Annotated in this window: 12 protein-coding genes; 2 read left to right on the top strand and 10 right to left on the bottom strand. The window is 65.0% G+C overall.

What is annotated here, in order from left to right:
• Nucleotides 1-110: 110 nt before the first annotated feature.
• From CHB87_RS01945 to CHB87_RS01905, 9 genes are all read right to left on the bottom strand, one after another.
• Nucleotides 111-758 carry a hypothetical protein gene (locus CHB87_RS01945; protein WP_089406691.1) on the bottom strand — a complete coding sequence of 216 codons (648 nt, stop codon included), beginning with the start codon at nt 756-758 and terminating at the stop codon, nt 111-113.
• A 430-nt stretch (nt 759-1,188) separates the two neighbouring features.
• Nucleotides 1,189-1,818 (bottom strand): response regulator transcription factor, encoded by a 630-nt coding sequence (locus tag CHB87_RS01940; RefSeq protein ID WP_089406690.1) that lies wholly within the window; start codon nt 1,816-1,818, stop codon nt 1,189-1,191.
• Nucleotides 1,818-2,951: a sensor histidine kinase gene (locus CHB87_RS01935; protein WP_089407480.1), complete on the bottom strand. Its 1,134-nt coding sequence runs from the start codon at nt 2,949-2,951 to the stop codon at nt 1,818-1,820. Before CHB87_RS01935 ends, CHB87_RS01940 begins: the two co-directional genes overlap by 1 nt.
• Before the next feature lie 37 nt (nt 2,952-2,988).
• A complete protein-coding gene (locus CHB87_RS01930; protein WP_089406689.1) occupies nt 2,989-3,804 on the bottom strand; it encodes an ABC transporter permease in 816 nt (271 codons plus the stop codon).
• 311 nt (nt 3,805-4,115) lie between these two features.
• Nucleotides 4,116-5,045 (bottom strand): ABC transporter ATP-binding protein, encoded by a 930-nt coding sequence (locus CHB87_RS01925; RefSeq protein ID WP_089406688.1) that lies wholly within the window; start codon nt 5,043-5,045, stop codon nt 4,116-4,118.
• Nucleotides 5,046-5,151: 106 nt separating this feature from the next.
• Nucleotides 5,152-5,556, bottom strand: coding sequence for a hypothetical protein (locus CHB87_RS01920; protein ID WP_089406687.1), 405 nt, complete (start codon nt 5,554-5,556; stop codon nt 5,152-5,154).
• Nucleotides 5,557-5,601: 45 nt separating this feature from the next.
• Nucleotides 5,602-6,921, bottom strand: a complete 1,320-nt coding sequence (locus CHB87_RS01915; RefSeq protein ID WP_089406686.1) for a DNA polymerase Y family protein — start codon at nt 6,919-6,921, stop codon at nt 5,602-5,604.
• 21 nt (nt 6,922-6,942) lie between these two features.
• Nucleotides 6,943-7,467 (bottom strand): hypothetical protein, encoded by a 525-nt coding sequence (locus tag CHB87_RS01910; protein ID WP_089406685.1) that lies wholly within the window; start codon nt 7,465-7,467, stop codon nt 6,943-6,945.
• A 140-nt stretch (nt 7,468-7,607) separates the two neighbouring features.
• On the bottom strand, nt 7,608-8,879 hold the full coding sequence (locus CHB87_RS01905; protein WP_089406684.1) for a class I SAM-dependent rRNA methyltransferase: 1,272 nt from the start codon (nt 8,877-8,879) through the stop codon (nt 7,608-7,610).
• A gap of 33 nt (nt 8,880-8,912) precedes the next feature.
• On the opposite strand from CHB87_RS01905, the gene CHB87_RS01900 reads away from it, so the two are divergent.
• Nucleotides 8,913-10,109 (top strand): BaiN/RdsA family NAD(P)/FAD-dependent oxidoreductase, encoded by a 1,197-nt coding sequence (locus tag CHB87_RS01900; protein ID WP_089406683.1) that lies wholly within the window; start codon nt 8,913-8,915, stop codon nt 10,107-10,109.
• Between the two features lie 312 nt (nt 10,110-10,421).
• On the opposite strand, the gene CHB87_RS01895 is transcribed toward CHB87_RS01900, so the two are convergent.
• Nucleotides 10,422-12,509 (bottom strand): beta strand repeat-containing protein, encoded by a 2,088-nt coding sequence (locus CHB87_RS01895; RefSeq protein WP_089406682.1) that lies wholly within the window; start codon nt 12,507-12,509, stop codon nt 10,422-10,424.
• A gap of 346 nt (nt 12,510-12,855) precedes the next feature.
• Here CHB87_RS01895 and CHB87_RS01890 point away from each other — a divergent pair, with 346 nt between their 5' ends.
• Nucleotides 12,856-13,683: a hypothetical protein gene (locus CHB87_RS01890; RefSeq protein ID WP_142988161.1), complete on the top strand. Its 828-nt coding sequence runs from the start codon at nt 12,856-12,858 to the stop codon at nt 13,681-13,683.
• Nucleotides 13,684-13,692 lie beyond the last annotated feature (9 nt).

The raw sequence follows: 13,692 nt of genomic DNA, 5'->3' as shown, positions 1-13,692 counted from the left end.
GACCTGCTTTTTGCTTGAATCGGTGAAATCTTCACCATTCCAAACAAGAAGCAGGTCCTTCGACTTCGCTGCGCTCCGCTCAGGATGACAGCTTTTGCATCGAGCCAGGACTAGTGGACGATGTCGGCATCCGCATTCGAAACAGGCCCGTGGTTCGACGCGTGGGGAGCGCTCGTCAGGGCCCAGCCGTTGGCTGTATTGGTGAGCGTGGCGTTGTCGGTCATCGGTCCGGAGAGATTGGCGCGGATGTTGGGGTATGCGGTCTGCGTCTCGGGCGCGGCAGCCCATGCGGGCGCGTCGGAGAAGCTGTAGTGATAGCTCACCTGCGTCGTCGCGCCGGGCTGGTCGCTCGCGGGCGTCGCCGTGTCGATGGTCGAGACCTTGCGGTGTCCGTAGCAGAAGTTGCCGTATCCGGGCTGCGCCGGGTCGGCGGTCCACGCGCTGCGTCCCTTGTCCGAGAGATCGTAGTTGTTCACCTGCTTCGACGCCACAATGAAGACCTTCTTCTCGCCGGTCGTGCGCACCAGCAGACCCTGATCGACAAGCGCGTCGTAGTTCGCGGTCTTGTCGGCGTCCGATGTGTCGGCCTGCACGGGGAACTTTTTCTCGTCCGACCACAGGCAGGCGGGGTGCGCCTGATAGTAGGTGTTGATGGCCGCGGCGTAGTTCAGCTTGTTGTCGGAGGTCTTCTTGCATCCGGCGGCGAGCGCGACGAGCAGTGCGGCGGAGGTATAGGCGGCGATGCGGCGTGAATTCATTGCAGGTACTCCTCAGCGGCGTTGGATGCGCGAGGAGTGGCAGGCGTGGCCCGGCTGGTGGGCGGTAAGTGCAACTGCGAGAGGCAGATTCCCGCGGAGAATGACAACAAAGAGGACCGTATGTCGACGCTTCCTCGCTCCATTTGGCGCGAGTATGATGGCAGCAGAGGTACGCGATGTCGGATAAAAAGAAAGACCCCCTGTGTCGTCACTGCGGCTCACAAATGGAACACTCACAGACCGTGTACGCCCTCCCGGAAGGTAGGAGTTCTAACCTGGATGAAAACAAGATTGATCATAAGAGGGCAGTTAACCTCCAGCTTCTGCGGTGCACGAATCCTGAATGTGACTTCATCGAACTGAAAGCACCTAATCGTTGGCCCATAGGAGTACCGCGCCTGCACTAAGGGCTGCTTCACGACCGCACAAACTACAGCCAGCCCTTCGAGCGTGCGATGCGCGCGGCGTCGACGCGGTTTGAGGCGCCGAGCTTTGCGATCGCCTCCGAAAGATAGTTGCGCACCGTGCCCTCCGAGAGCCGCAGCTCGGAGGCGATCTCGCCGCTCGTGCGGCCGTCGCCCGCCCGCTGCAGGATCTGGCGTTCGCGGTCGGTCAGGGGATCGTCCTCGGCGTTCCATGCCTCGGTCGCAAGACCCGGGTCGACCACGCGCAGACCGCTGTGGACGCGGCGGACCGCGTCGGCCAGCTCGGCGGAGGGTCGATCCTTCAGCAGGTAGCCGCGCGCGCCGGCGTCCATGGCGCGGCGCAGATAGCCGGGGCGCGCAAAGGTCGTGAGGATGACGGTGCGCACGCCGGGGTGACTGGTCTTCAGCGCCGTGGCGACCTCGAGCCCCGTCATCTCGGGCATCTCGATATCGGTTACCAGCACGTCGGGCGTGAACTTCGCCACCGCGGTCAGCGCCTGGCGTCCGGTGGCGGCGCGCGCGACGACCTCGATGTCGCGCTCGAGCTCCAGCAGCGCGGCCAGCGCGCCCAGCACCATGGCCTGGTCCTCGGCGAGCACCACGCGAATCCTGTTCGTTGCTGTGGTTGCGGCCATCAACCTTCACCCACCTGGAACGCTTCACCCACCTGGAACGCCGGCAGCTCGATCACCAGCCGCGTCCCGCGGTCGCGTTCGACGCGGAAGCGGCCGCCAAGCGCCTGCACCCGTTCGCGCATGCCGCGCAGGCCGTTGCCCTCGCGCCCGCTCATGTTGTTGCCGTCGTCTTCGACCAGCAGCAGATTGTAACCGTCCCCGGTCGTTTGGAACTGCATCGTGCAGCGCGTCGCATGGGCGTGGCGAACGATGTTGGTGACGGCCTCGCGCACGGCGAGCGAGAGCACGGTCTCGTCGTTCGGACGAAGCGTGGGCGGCTGCGTCTCGCACAGCAGGCGCACGCCGGCGGCGTCGAGCGTGCGCCGCGCCTGCTCCACCTCGGCCGAAAGACCGCGCGTGCGATAGCCGCCGATGGCCTCGCGCACCTCGGCGAGCGCGGTGCGCGCCGTGCGTTCCACGTCGTCGATCTCGGCCTTCGCGCGCGCGTCGTCGATGCCCATCAGGCGCCCGGCCAGCTCGGCCTTCAGCACGATGACGCTCAGCGTATGGCCCAGCACATCGTGCAGGTCGCGCGCGATGCGTTCGCGTTCGGCGACCGCGGCCAGCGCGGCGTTCTCTTCCTGCGCGGCGTTCAGCGCCATGCCGGCGCGTCGCTGCTGCGCCAGCATGATGTTCCCGCCGCCCACCACGATCATCATGAACGCGCTCAGGCTGAACGACATATAGCGATGGTGCAGCACGCCGCCCATCGCAATCAGCACCGCGCTGTCGGCCAGGATTAGACCGAAGACGACCGGCACGGGAACCCGGCTGAAGGGCAGCATCGCCGCGGTGTAAAACATGAACGAGATGGCGCCGTCATTGACCGGCGTCATCGCCACGCCCAGCGCGAACATGCCCGCCAGCAGAGCGAGCCGTACGCGGTCGTTCTCCACCTCCACATAGGCGACATACAACGCGAGAAAGATCGCATAGACGCCCATGCACTGCAGCCAGAACCGCCCGTCATGCCGCATGATGGGCTCGACGAAGTAAAAGACCGAGTACCCCAGCCACATGTAGCTGGCGCCGTCATGCCGGATGAATCTGCTCTTCTTCCGTGCCGGCTCGCAACCGCTCATCGCTCTTGTCATGGCGTCTTCCCGCTCCGCAGCCAGTGTAACGCCGCCGCTACGCATTCTTCTCCGCCCGCTGAAAGACGGCCCATCCGCCGCCCAGCATGACCAGCGTGAAGACCGCGAGCCATGCGGCATGACCGGCCATCGAACCGGCTTCGGTATAGCCCTGGCCGAAGCTGTTCTGCATCAGTTGCGTCAGGTGATACATGGGCGACCACGGCGCGATCTTCTGCACCCAGTGCGGCAGCAGGCGCAGCGGAATCCAGAGGCCGGAGGCATAAGACAGCGGCAGGTAGATGAGATTCACGATGCCGATGGCCGCGCTCGAAGGCATGGTCAGCCCCAGCAGCATGCCCATGGCCGCGAAGGGAATCGAGCCGAGCAGCGTGGTCAGGAGCATGCGCGCAAACTCGGTGACCGAGAGCGTGACGTCGCCGAAGAGCATGCCCAGCGCGCAGAGGATCGAGAGGATAAGGACACCGAAGGCCATCGCCGTCGCGGCCTTGGCGAAGAGATACGCCGGCGCCGGCATGGGGCTGGCCTGCTTCAACTCCAGCCAGCCCTGCATGCGCTCGTTCGCCATGCCCACACCCACGCCGAAGAGCGCCGAACCGATCAGCCCGAAGCAGGCGTAGCCGGCCAGCTCGTACTTCGCCAGATGCACCGCGCCCGAGTAGGCGTGCTTGTTCACGATGCCGAAGAGGCAATAGAACATGACCGGGAAGCCGATGGTAGAGACCGAGAAGGAACGCGCACGCAGCAGCTTGAGAAACTCATACTTCGTCTCCTTCGCGAAGATGGCGACGGTGCGTGCGAGAGGCCGCTTCGTTTGGGGCTGGAGCGAGTATGTAACTGCGGTGGTTGCCATTTCGATCTCCTTGTAACTTGCGGTGTTACAAATCGCAAATTGCCTTGTTCCGTGGATACCGGGGTTTGCTTAAGGGTACGGCTTCAGCCGTGCCGTTAAATCTGCATTTGCAATACGGCTTTAGCCGCTGAGGCACGCTCTTGCTTTTGTTTCGAGGTCATCGGACGAGCGCGCTAGCGAGGAAGAGAAGTGCCAATACGGGGGGTCCAGACGGTTACCGATCTTCTATCCAGTCCGCTCGATTTGGCTTTGTAGAGGGTCCTTCGCTCCGCTCAGGATGACAAGCGTTTTTGCAAGTAGGATAGAAAACGTCAAGAACCAGTGATGGCCAGAAACGCATCTTCCAGCCCCGGGCTGACGACTTCAAGACTATGAAGCTCGCGATCGAGCGCGAACATCTCGCGCAATGCCGTCTCCGGGCTGGCGGCCATCACCGTCGTCAGGCCGTCGGCGACCTCGGCGGAGGTCACGGTGGACAAGGTGCGCAGCAGCTCCGGCCGCAGCGCGGTGCGGCAGCGGATGAGGCGTCCCGCGCCGCGGCTCTTGATCTCCGCGGGCGTGCCTTCGCTGACCACGCGGCCTTTGTTCACGACCACGATCCGGTGCGCGAGCGCGTCGGCCTCTTCGAGGTAGTGCGTGGTCAGCAACACGGTTTTGCCCTGCGCGGCGAGCGCCCGGATCTGGATCCACAGCCCGCGCCGCGCCTCGATATCCATGCCCACGGTCGGCTCGTCCAGAAAGACGAGGTCGGGGTTGCCGCACAGCGCGAGGCCGAAAAGCAGGCGTTGCTGCTGGCCTCCGCTGAGCGCCTCGAACAGCCGGTTCTCGATGCCTTCGAGCTGCGCGATCCGCACCACCTCGGCGGCCGGCAGCGGCGCCGGGTAGTAGCTGCGGAAGAGGTCGATGTGCTCCTTCACCTTCAGCGTGCGGGGCAGCGCGGCGACCTGCAGCATGGCGCCGATGCGCTCGCGCGCCAAGGCCTCGCGCGGGTCGCGGCCGAAGATGCGGGCCTCGCCCGTGGTGGGCGCGCAGAGCCCCAGCAGCAGGCGCACCGCGGTTGATTTTCCCGCGCCGTTCGGCCCCAGCAGCGCGACGATCTCGCCCTTGCGCAGCGTCAGGTTCAGGCCGTCGAGCGCCTGGACCGGGCCGTAGCTCTTGGTGACGCTCGTCAGAGTGGCGACCGCTTCGGCGGCTTGCTCGTGGGGGGCGATGGGTGTGGCTTGCAGCTCGGCGGTGTGCATGGCGGCTCGACCTCGTTTGCTTCGTCTATGGAAAGCATCGGGCTTTGCGCGCGCCGGCGGCAGTGCGGCTTGTCAGGATTCGGCGGTGACAGTTGTCATGTGGTGGCTACTTGCGCGCAGTCCACCAACTACCGCCGAAGTCGCGGTCGACGGTCTCCTGGGATTCAATGCTGAATGCGATCAGAGGCACACTGTCGGCGGGATAACCAGCATCGACAAACTCTTGCCGCATTTGCTCCAACAAGTCAGTGTCGTGCTGAAGAGTATCCTTCTCGGCATCGGTCGTTGTGTCGATGCAGAGACATAGGTATTGCGGGTCGATCTCGATTGCTCCGAAGCTGGAAACGTTGATGTTCGGGAAGCGAGAGTTCAGAAGAGGCCGTATCCGCTTCTTCGCACGGCGAATCGATCGCTTTAGTGGGCCAACACTGACATCGGACATCGACCCATATCGCGCGATAAGGCGAATGAAGACGATCATCACCACCGCGAGAATGGCAAACCCTTTCATGGTCTCTATCCTATCGAAGCCGACGAGTCGATCGACTGAATCGCGTTACATATACTCCACGCCGTACTGCACCGGAATCTGCGTGAACGCGATGCGCGTCGGCGCGGCCTCGCGCGCGGGCAGCATGCCGGCGAAGTGCAGCGTCGTATGGCCAAACTTCAGGTTCAGCTTGTCCATCGTGGCCGAGAGCGCGGCGCGGTTGTCCACGTCGCCGAAGAGCGAGGCCTGGTGGTCGGCCTCGGGGATCAGTTCGCGCAGCGTTACCCCGACGAAGAACGGCCGCTCATACTCCGGCCCGCGCGGCCGCTGCTTCCACAGGTTGCGCAGCACGGCCAGCAGGCTGAGCGTGTCCTGGCAGTCGGGAAAGCGCGCCTCCATCGCCCAGCCCGTGCTGTTGATGCCGCTCGAATGCTTCTTCGTCTTCACGCGGCCCTGCTGTTCGCGGCTCAGCGCGTACTTGATCGTCACGGACATGACCGGCGTGTAGAACTTCTCCATCCGCAGCCGCATGCTGGCCTTGTGCAGCAACTTGTGCGCGATCGCCCAGGCGCCCTCGTCGTTGCGAAACTCCGGCCCCAGCACGTGCGAGTGGCCCAGCGACTTCTGCACGCCGCTTGCCACCGGCGCGCCGTCGTCGCCCGAGTCCGCCCCGCGCAGCCAGTGGTACAGGCGGTCGCCCCACACCGACTCCCACAGCGCATGCATGCCGTTGCGGTCGAGGTCCAGCAACTGCTGCATGGTCGTGATGCCCTTCGCCTTCAGCCGCTCTTCGGTGCGCGCGCCCACGCCCGGCAGGTCGCGCAGGTCGAGGTGTGCGATGGCCCGCGGCAACTGCGACGGTAGCAGCCCGATCAGCCCGTCCGGCTTCTGCATGTCGCTGGCGATCTTGGCCAGATAGCGGTTCGGCGCCATGCCGATCGAGCAGTTGAGCGTCTCGCCCACATCGTCCTTGATGGCCTGCTTGATCTCGAGCGCGATCTTCCGCGCACGCGGCAGCTCGCGTTCGCGCCCCATCAGCTCGCAGACCATCTCATCGATCGACGGCGTGTGCGCGACCGGGCAGCAGCGCTCCACCGCCTCGGCGATCTTGTGCGAATACTCGGAGTAGACCGAGTGCGAGCCGTCGACGAGGATGATGTCGGGGCACAGCCGTTTCGCCTCACCTACCTTGGTGAGGGTCTTGATGCCGAGCGCCTTGGCCTCGTAGCTGGCGGCGATAAGCGCCCCGGTGTCGGCCATCGTGCCGCAGACGCCAACCGGCTTGCCCCGGTACTCGGGGTGAATCTGCTGCTCGACCGAAGCGAAGAAACTGTTCAGGTCGATGTGCAGGAAGGCGAAGAAGTCGGGTTGGAGTGCGGGCTCCATGGTGCAATTATATTCGCTTTTTCATCGCTTTCGGCTATACTCGATCTGCGCGGTCATACCTTCCAGACGCCCGATCCAGCGCAACGTAAGCCAAAGCGGCAAAGCCCCCAACACCCCGAAGCAGCAATCCCCCAGCCGCCAGAACAGCGGTATCCCACGGAGCGGCCCGGCGATCAGGGCCAGCGGCAGCACGCCCAGGCAGGCCAGCAGGCCGAACTGGATCACCCACTTATTCCTTACCGGGTCTCGCCACGGCCCGACGAAGACCAGCGCGATGACGAGGTGGGCGAAGGCGAGCCAGTCCGTCCCGTAGGCGAGGAACGGATAGCGCTCGCCGGTGACGACGAGCGCCTCATGAACATGGGCGAGCCACGACTGCATCGCCGCCGGCGCCCACGTTGGACACCACTGAACCAGCAGGCCCGTCTCCCACACCAGCGGGAAGGCGGTGACTCCGCTCAGCACCAGCCCGACGATGAAGACGGCGATCCAGCGGCGTATGCGGCGCAGCAGGCGGGTGGCTTCGGAGCTGGAGTTTGGCTGCATGGGCATCCTATTCACAGCATAAGTCACGGCTTTGCTAAGGGCATGGCTTCAGCCATGCCATCTTATCCTGGCCATGTATCCGGCTTCAGCCGCCGTTCGATTGCGGCTGAGAGTGGCACGGCTGAAGCCGTGCCCTTAACCTACCCGACCCTCGCGATCAGGCACTTCAGGTAGCTGGACTCCGGCAGCGTCAGCACGGCAGGGTGATCCGGCGCCGCGCCGCGCGTTTCGAGTAGCTGCACGCGTTTGTGGCTGTCGGCCGCGGCCGAGGCGACGACCTCGGTGAACTCCGCCAGCGAGATGTGGTGCGAGCACGAGCAGGTCACCAGCGTGCCGCCCGGCTTCAGCATCTTCATCGCGCGCAGGTTCATCTCCTTGTAGCCGCGCACGGCGCCCTCCATCGCACGCTTGCTCTTCGCGAACGCCGGCGGGTCGAGCACGATCGTGTCGTAGAGCTGGCCGCCCTTTTCGTACTCGCGCAGCAGGTCGAAGGCGTCGGCCTCGATCCAGTTCACCTTGGCCTTCAGGCTCGGGTTGGCCTCGAGATTCCGGTCGGCAACGGCCAGCGCCAGCCGGCTGGCGTCCACGCCCGTCACGCGCTCGCAGACCTGCGCCATGTGCAGCGCGAATCCGCCCTGGTAGGTGCAGATGTCGAGCGCCCGGCCATGCGCGTAGCGAGCCGCTGCCGCGTAGTTCAGACGCTGGTCCAGGAAGGCGCCGGTCTTCTGTCCGCTCGTCGCGTCGTAGTGGAAGGTCAGTCCGTTGATGGTGAACTGCGTCGCCAGCTTGGCCTCGGTGCTATCCGAAAACAGCGGCTCGGTGGGCGACGGGCCCAGCTCTTCGAGCTCGCGAATCTTCGGGTCGGGCCGCTCGACGATGGTCGAGATACCGTGCAGGCGGAAGCCCTCGGCCAGCACGGCGCGCACATCGTCCTGCGCGGTACCCTGCGTCAGAAGCTGCAGGATGACGAGGTCGTTGTACCGGTCGGCGATGATGCCGGGCGTGCCGTCGGCCTCGGAGAACAGCAGCCGGTGCGCGTTGTCCGCGTCGGAAAGGGGCGAGACCGATGCGCGCAGCGCGACCGCGCCGGCCACGCGTTCGCGCAGTGTGGCCAGATAGGCCTCGCGTGTCACGCCGGCCGAGGCCGAGACCATGCGCAGCGTAATCTGCGACGAAGAGCTGTAAAGCGCCGTGCCCAGCGGGATGCCGCGCGCGTCCAGCACGGTGACGAGCGAGCCTGGAGCGATCGTGTTTTCGCCCTCGGCGGGCAGCATCTGTTCGATGTCCGTCCGGTAAACCCATGCAAACTTGGTGCGTGCGCGATCGGCTGCGCGGCGGGTCACGACGGCCGCCGGACCCTGCGGATGTGCTGCGCCGATGCGGATCGGCCTCTGTTCGGTATTCCTGTTCATCCTTCCATGGTCGCACGTCCATAATGGAATACGGTGGCTTCCGCACAACAGTTCGACGTAGTGGTCCTCGGCGCGGGCGCGGCCGGGCTGATGTGCGCGATGGAATCAGGCCGTCGCGGACGCCGCGTTCTTGTGCTCGACCACGCCGACAAGCCCGGCAAAAAGATTCTCATCTCCGGCGGCGGACGCTGCAACTTCACCAATCTGCACGCGCGGCCGGAGAACTATCTCTCGGCCAACCCGCACTTCGCGAAGTCCGCCTTCGCGCGGTTTACCCCCGCTGACATGATCGCGCTGGTCGAAAAACACGGCATTCCGTATCACGAGAAGACGCTCGGCCAGTTATTCTGCGACCGCAGTGCGCACGACATCCTGAACCTGCTCCTGAAGGAGTGCGCCGAGGCCGGCGTGAAGCTGCAGATGTCGACCTCGATCCGCAACGTGCAGAAGACCGGCCCCGGTTTCGTGGTCGAGACCAACGCCGGGGAGATTCGCGCCGCGTCGGTGGTCGTCGCAACCGGCGGCCTGTCGATCCCGAAGATGGGCGCGACCGGCTTCGGCTACGACCTCGCGCAGCAATTCGGGTTGAAGATCGTGGAGTGCCGCCCGGGGCTCGTCCCGCTGGTCTTCAGCGCGCAGGACCGCGAGGCGTGGTGCGATCTCTCCGGCCTGTCGGCGGAGGTCGTGGCGTCAGCCAGGCAAAAGAAACCGCAGGCCTTCCGCGAGAAGATGCTCATCACGCATCGAGGCCTGAGCGGCCCGGTCATCCTGCAGGCCTCGTCCTACTGGCGGCCCGGCCAGCCGGTGACGCTCGACCTCGCGCCCGACAGTCGGGTCTTCGCGCCACTGCTGGCGCCGAAGGCTCGCCGCGACGCCAACGCCGCGCTGCTTGCCCTGCGGACGATCCTGCCCGCGCGCATGGCCGAGCGCTGGCTCGCCGTGCATACGCCTCCCGGCCTGACGAAAGACTGGACCAATGCCTCGATCGCAACGCTCGAACAGCGCCTGCACGCCTGGGAGCTGACGCCCGCCGGCACCGAAGGCTACGTGAAGGCGGAGGTCACCGCCGGCGGCGTCGACACCGCGGACCTCGACGCGAAGACCATGCAGGCGCGCAACGTGCCGGGGCTGTTCTTCATCGGGGAGGTGGTCGACGTGACCGGCTGGCTCGGCGGATACAACTTCCAGTGGGCCTGGGCGTCGGGCGTCAGCGCGGGGCAGGCTGCTTAGGGGTGCTCAGATTAAGTCCGCAACCCATATCCCAGGGGCTAAAGCCCCACTGACTCCGCGGGGCTTATTGTCCGGGCTAAAGCCCGGACCTATCTTAATCAGAGGTTCCTTAGAGCGAATTGCCTTTAGGTCTGGAGCACCCACCTAAGATGCTCGTCATCCTGAGCGTAGCGAAGGACCCCCGCATTGGCTCTTGCCGTTGTCTGTTCTTGCTTGGCGTCGCGTGATTTGCTCGAGACGAAGCGGCGCCCGCAAAAAGAAAACCCCATGCCTCGGGATCGAGACATGGGGCGATTGATGCGATGGAACAGGTTAGGGGCGGCTGCCCAGCTTGTTCGTACCGCCCGGCGTCGAGGGCAGACCGGCTGCGATCGGCGTCAACACCGGCGCCGCTGCGCCGACGATCTCGGTAATGTAGCCCTGGACCGAGGCGGTAGGCTTTGCGGTGTAGTTGCCGATCCAGACGTTGCCCGAGCCATCGATGGCGATGCCGTAGGATTCGCCCGTGTAATGGACGAAGCCCGCCGCCGGCGAGAGTGCGCCGCCGCCATTGGCGATCGAGGAGTACTCGAAGGTTGCGCCGCCGCCGCTGGCTGCCTGGGACGCCCAGATGTTGCCCGCGCCGTCGACCGCCAGAGCCTCCGGCTTGGTGAGGTTGGTCGTCGTGTAGGGCGAGTTGGTGGCGGCGACAATGGTGGTTGAGCCGGTGACCGCGGAGAGGGTCGACTTCGAGTAGTTTGCGGTGATCAGGTTGTTGCTGCCGTCGATCGCGATCGCCTCCGGCTCGGTGATGCCGCCGGCCGTGGTGCTGATCGCGGTGGTCGGATAGTTCGTCGTTCCGGCCGTGTAGGGAAGCTGATAGACGACGTTATAAGGCATGGTCGTACCCGGTCCGCCGCCCGAGATCCACAGGTTGTAGTTGCCATCGACGCCAACGGCGGAGAAGTCGGTCACAAGCCCGGTGGCGAGCGTCGTGGCCGTCGTGCCGGTTGCCGATCCAGCGGGGATCTCCTGCACCGTCCCGGCTCCCTTGTAGCTGGGAGAGACGACGAAGAGGTTGTCCTGGCCGTCGAGGGAGACCGACTGCGGTCCGCCGCTGACGGTAAAGGTGTTGGTCGCGCCGCCGGCGGTGTATTCGGCCACGGTCGTGCCCAGCGTCGCGGCGACGCCGTAGTTCGACACGTAGACGTTGTTCGACTTGTCGATGGCGATGGAGGACGGACCGATCAGGCTGGAGGTCAGCACCTGGTTGACCGGCGCGCCGGTCGGCGAGAGCTCCGAGAGGCTGTTGCCCGCTCCGACCGAGCCGCTGAAGTAGTTTGCCACCCAGACGTCGCCCACCGAGTCGATGGCCAGATACTCCGGTCCATAAAGGAAGTAGGTTCCGGCGGTGCTGGTGCTGTTGGTGCCGTAGCTTACGCCGATGGTCCAGTCGGTCGGCGCGGCGGTCAGCGTGGGCTGGTAGGGCGAGGTCGCCGTGGCGAGCGCGTAGATGGAGGCGATGTTGCTGGTTCCGCTCACCGTGCTGGTCGGGTTGGTCGCGAGGTAGTAGGCGGCCTGCAGGGTATCGGTCGCGGCGGTGGAGTTGACGCCGGAGAACAGCGTTCCGCAAGCCGTGGCGGAGCCGCTGAACGGCGCCGTCGAGCCATTGGTGTTCACGCAGGCAGCCAGCGTATCGGCCAGCGTGTTGATCTTGCTCGATTCCGGCGTGATGGTGACGCTGGGGTTGGTGGCGTAGCCGGTCACTGGGCCGGTGACGGTCAGCGAGGTGTTGGCCGTGCCGGTGTTTATGTTCACCAGGTTGTTCACGGTGGCGAAGGCGTTCTTCAGGCCCTGGAGGTTGGTGGCGCTCGTGCCGATGGCCTCCGTCGTGGGGCTGAAGAACTGCTGCAGCGCGAACATGCTGCCGATGGTCGTGACCTCGTTGATGTTTACGAAGGGCTGCGTGCTGAGGACGGTGCTGCAGTCGCCGAGCGCGAGCAGAAAGCTGGCCGCGGAGTTGGTGATGCCGGTCGTCGGCTGACCGCCGGTGGAGGTGAGGTAGATCAACTGGCTGGCGGTGCCGGAGTTCGAGGCCGGGCAGGCGTAGGAGTTGCCGCTGCCGGGCGCGAAGCTGAAGTTGCCGTTGCTGTCGGTCGTCGTGCTCGCCAGCTTGGTGGCTGCGCTGCCGTAGCCCGTGTTACCCGCGGCCCAGACCGAGACGGTCGCGCCGACGACGGGCTGGCGTCCGCCATGGACGTTGCCGCTGAGCGAGGCCGCCTGGGTCGCCGATGTCGTGCCGGTGACGGCGTCGTTGAAGTTGGCGCAGCCGGTCGTGAGGAGTGCAAGCGCGGCAAGAGCCAGGGTCGCGGGGCGAAGTGTGGAAGAAAGGGTGTTGACGCGCGAGATAAAGGCGGACATGCGGGGGAATCCTCCGGGGCGTGTTCAATGACAGCAACGGCAAACGGTCTCTCGGACGAGACGGTGCGGGTGTCGCGCAAACCGGATGAGATCGTGGCCATCCAGCCCGCAAAATATGAATCTGCTTTAAGAGTCTGTTAAGAAGATGACGCCACGATGACAAAAATGCAAAGAAAATATACGACCTTTCCGCGGATCGTACGTCGCTCGGTCTCTTGTGGGAACGGGCGGCCCTTCTGACCGGAGACGGCAAAATGTCTTGCCGGCATGGAGCTAACATCGCGCGACTTCATGCATCTCACAGAGGAGCAAGCATTTAAGCCTGCCTCCACAAAGGTCTACCTTCATGTTGTCTTCATCGTTCCGGGGTCGCATCCTCTTGCTTGCCGTCTTTGTCGCTTTCAGCGTTCTGCCGCGCGCTCGCGCCCAGACGCCGCCCGAGGTCAAGACGCTGCTGGCGAAGCTGGTCGAAAACGAGAGCGCCGCCTATATGCGCAAGCCGCCCTACGCCTACATCTCGATCGAGCGGTCGGATCGCACGGGCGGCCATCTATGGAAGGAGAGGGTCGCCGAGACCAGCTTCGGCAAGGTGAAATTCCTCGTGGAGGAGGACGGACAGCCGCTGAGCCCGGAGCGCGCCGCCGCCGAACGCGCCCGCGTGGCCGAGATCGCCGCCCATCCTGACGCCTTCAAGAAGCGCGAGCAGGCCATGCGCAACGACGAAAGCCACGCCCGCGACATGCTCGTCCTGCTGCCGAAGGCCTTCCTCTTCGACCCGCCGAAGCCCGAGGGCGAGTATGTGCGCATCGCCTTCCGGCCCAACCCGGACTACGTCGCGCAGAGCATGGAGGAGCGCGTGCTGCATGGCATGAGCGGGTCGGTGCTCATCGAGCCGAAGGAGGTGCGGCTGCGCGCCATCGAGGGCCGCATGCCCGCGGACGTCAGCATCGGCTACGGCCTGATCGCGACCATCAAGGCGGGCAGCAACTTTTCGACCACGCGCGAGCATATCGAGGCCGCCGAGTGGAAGACGCAGCGCATCGACACCGCCATCGTGGGGCGCGCCATCTTCTTCAAAACGATTGCCAAGAAGGAGGAATCGATCCACTCCGACTTCCACCGTGTGCCGACGGACATCACCGTCGCGCAGGCGGTCGAGATGCTAGAAAAGTAAAGCAGTTAG

Source organism: Granulicella rosea (assembly GCF_900188085.1).
GTDB classification, from domain to species: domain Bacteria; phylum Acidobacteriota; class Terriglobia; order Terriglobales; family Acidobacteriaceae; genus Edaphobacter; species Edaphobacter rosea.
The sequence above is the reverse complement of the archived record's forward strand: the minus strand, read 5'-3'. Positions and strand labels throughout refer to the sequence as shown.